Genomic DNA, 2,810 nt, shown 5'->3' on the forward strand with positions numbered 1-2,810 from the left:
GGCTATATCCGGATATCTAGCTGCGCGACCCGAATCCAGTCTCGATGAGGGAGAGCCATAGATCTCCTCCTAAGCGCTAACGCCGAGCGAGTTGTTTGCCAGAGAGTGTCGAGCTAAGCGTTTCCACGCCGGTCAATCCCTCAACACCAAGGCCGGGTTCTCATCAATCGTCCCATCCTCGTTGACCACCACATAGCGATCCCCCTCGCGGTTGAACAGCACGGGGATGGGTGTCTTGAACAGCGGGCGGCGGACGAACTTCAGGCGCCAGTGGAAGGTTTCCATGGTCTGGATGGTGGCCTGCTGCGCGGGGGTGAGGCCGGCCAGCAGGGTGGCGTCGTCCATCGTCGGGGCGCCCTTGCGGCGCTCCGGGGTGCGGGGGGCGGTGCCGGGCGACTCGGGCTCGGCGGGGGTGCGGGGGCGATGCGGATCCGACATCCGGTGGGGGGCTCCTGATGGCGTGGAACGGGAACAGGTCTGCCGCCATAGCGGCAGGGGTTCACCTTGTATCGGCCGGGAGCAAGGGAACGTGAGGGTTGTGGGAAATGCGGGGGCGTTGGTTCAGGCCGCTGAAGGGTCAGCGCGAAGAGCGGCCCCTCATCCGCCCTTCGGGCACCTTCTCCCCGCTGGGCGGGGAGAAGGGAGCGCGCGGGAGAAGGGAGTGGAATCAGGCGCGCAGGACGAGCGTGGGATTCTCGTTGAGGGTGCCGTCTTCCTCGATGACCACGTAGCGCGTATCGCCGCGGTCGAACAGCACCGGGATGGGCGCCTGGAACAGCGGACGGCGCACGAAGGCCAGCCGCCAGTGGAAGATTTCCATCGCCTCCAGCGTCATCAGCTGCGCCGGCGTGAGGCCCACGCGCAGTGCGTCGGCGTCGTGCACGGCCTTGCGGCGTTCGACCGCGCGCGGCTTGGCCGCGGCGGGTGGGGTTTGCCAGGGGCCGGTGATGACAGCGGCGCGGGCGGCATTGCGGTACATGGGGGCAACTCCATCGACTACGGGCGACACCTGATGCATCTAACGGCCGCGATCGGCCGCGATTTAGGGCAGCAGGGGCGTTGCAAGCCGCGTGCCGAAACGGGGCGCAGGCAAGAAAAAGCCCCGCAGATGCGGGGCTTTTCTTTGCAGTGGGAGGGATCGCGCTCACCCCTCATCCGCCTTCGGCACCTTCTCCCCGCTTGCGGGGAGAAGGAAGAGCACGTGTCCCTGCTTGCGGGGAGAAGGAGAAGCGGATTACGCGAAAGGATCCTGCAGGACCATGGTGTGGTCGCGGTCCGGGCCGGTGCTGACGATGGCCAGCGGGCAGCCGGAGAGTTCTTCCAGCGCACGCAGGTAGGCACGGGCGGCCGGCGGCAGCTTGTCCCACTCGGTGATGCCGTGGGTGTTCTCGTCCCAGCCCGGGAACTCCAGGTACACCGGCGTGCACTCTTCCCACCCGCCCGCATCCAGCGGGGCGTACTCGGTGCGCTTGCCGCGGTATTCGTAGGCGATGCATATCTTCAGCGTCTTCATGCCGTCCAGCACGTCGAGCTTGGTGATGCACAGGCCCGAGATGCCGTTGATGGCGACGGCCCGCTTCAGCGCGACGATGTCCATCCAGCCGCAGCGGCGCGGACGGCCGGTGGAAGCGCCATATTCCTGGCCGCGGTCGCGGATGCCCTGGCCGATGTCGTCGTCCAGTTCGGTCGGGAACGGACCGCCGCCCACGCGCGTGGCGTACGCCTTGCAGATGCCCAGCACGTAGTCGATCGCGTCCGCGCCCACGCCGGTACCGGCGAACGCGCCGCCGACGGTGGTGTTGGAGCTGGTGACGTAGGGATAGGTGCCGTGGTCGATGTCGAGCAGCGCGCCTTGCGCGCCTTCGAACAGCACGCGCTTACCCTGCTTGCGCAGGTCGTGCAGGATGCCGGCCACGTCGGACTTCATCGGCTGCACGTATTCGCCGAAGGCGAGCGCTTCGTCGTAGGTCTTCTGGAAGTCGACGGCGTCGACGCCCAGGTACTTGGTCAGCACGAAGTTGTGGTAGTCCAGCGCGGTGCGCAGCAGCTCTTCCAGCTGCTTGGGGTAATGCAGGTCGGCCACGCGGATGCCGCGACGCGCCACCTTGTCTTCGTACGCCGGGCCGATGCCGCGGCCGGTGGTGCCGATGGCCTTGCCGCCGGCGGCCTTCTCGCGGGCCTGATCCAGGGCGATGTGGTACGGCATGATCAGCGGCGTGGCCGGGGAGATCTTCAGGCGCGAGCGCACTTCCACGCCGGCCGATTCCAGTTCGTCGATTTCCTTGATCAACGCGGCGGGCGACAGCACCACGCCGTTGCCGATCAGGCACAGCGCGTCGGGGCGCAGGATGCCGGACGGAATCAGGTGGAGAACGGTCTTCTTGCCACCGATGACCAGGGTGTGGCCGGCATTGTGGCCGCCCTGGAAACGGACGACGGCACCGATTTCCTCGGTGAGCAGATCGACGATCTTGCCCTTGCCTTCATCGCCCCACTGGGCGCCGAGAACGACGACTGACTGACCCATGACGGGTAACTCCTCGATTGTTGGCGGCCATCGGGGCCGCCGGAAGGGTCGTGCTGGTCCACGGCGCCGTTGCCGCCGGCAGGCTCCATCGGGGAGCCGCCCGCCACGCCGGGCCCAGACACGGAAAAAGCCGGCGGTCTTCCCACGCAGGGAGCCCGTCCGGCTTTTGTGCATTATCCGGGTTTAAGGGGACGGGGGCTACCCTGGTGGGAATCGCCTCGCCGGTTCAGGCATGGCGCGAAGAGCGGCCCCTCATCCGGCCTTCGGGCCCCTTCTCCCCAGG

Annotated in this window: 3 protein-coding genes; all 3 read right to left on the reverse strand. The window is 67.3% G+C overall.

The features are described 5' to 3' along the window. Positions 1–132: 132 nt before the first annotated feature. Positions 133–438, reverse strand: coding sequence for a hypothetical protein (locus AC04L7_RS15945; RefSeq protein ID WP_296280790.1), 306 nt, complete (start codon positions 436–438; stop codon positions 133–135). Between the two features lie 229 nt (positions 439–667). Then, positions 668–979, reverse strand: coding sequence for a hypothetical protein (locus AC04L7_RS15950; RefSeq protein WP_435997517.1), 312 nt, complete (start codon positions 977–979; stop codon positions 668–670). A 255-nt stretch (positions 980–1,234) separates the two neighbouring features. Continuing rightward, the gene (locus tag AC04L7_RS15955) at positions 1,235–2,527 is read right to left on the reverse strand and encodes an adenylosuccinate synthase (protein WP_296280787.1); all 1,293 of its coding nucleotides are present in this window, start codon (positions 2,525–2,527) and stop codon (positions 1,235–1,237) included. Between the last annotated feature and the right edge of the window lie 283 nt (positions 2,528–2,810).

This window comes from Pseudoxanthomonas sp. LjRoot204_2 (genome assembly GCF_056175765.1).

Excerpts from the sequence above, each read along its gene's own strand:
- AC04L7_RS15945 (WP_296280790.1), bottom strand. The coding sequence starts at position 438 with ATGTCGGATCCGCATCGCCCCCGCACCCCCGCCGAGCCCGAGTCGCCC.
- AC04L7_RS15950 (WP_435997517.1), bottom strand. The coding sequence starts at position 979 with ATGTACCGCAATGCCGCCCGCGCCGCTGTCATCACCGGCCCCTGGCAA.
- AC04L7_RS15955 (WP_296280787.1), bottom strand. The coding sequence starts at position 2,527 with ATGGGTCAGTCAGTCGTCGTTCTCGGCGCCCAGTGGGGCGATGAAGGC.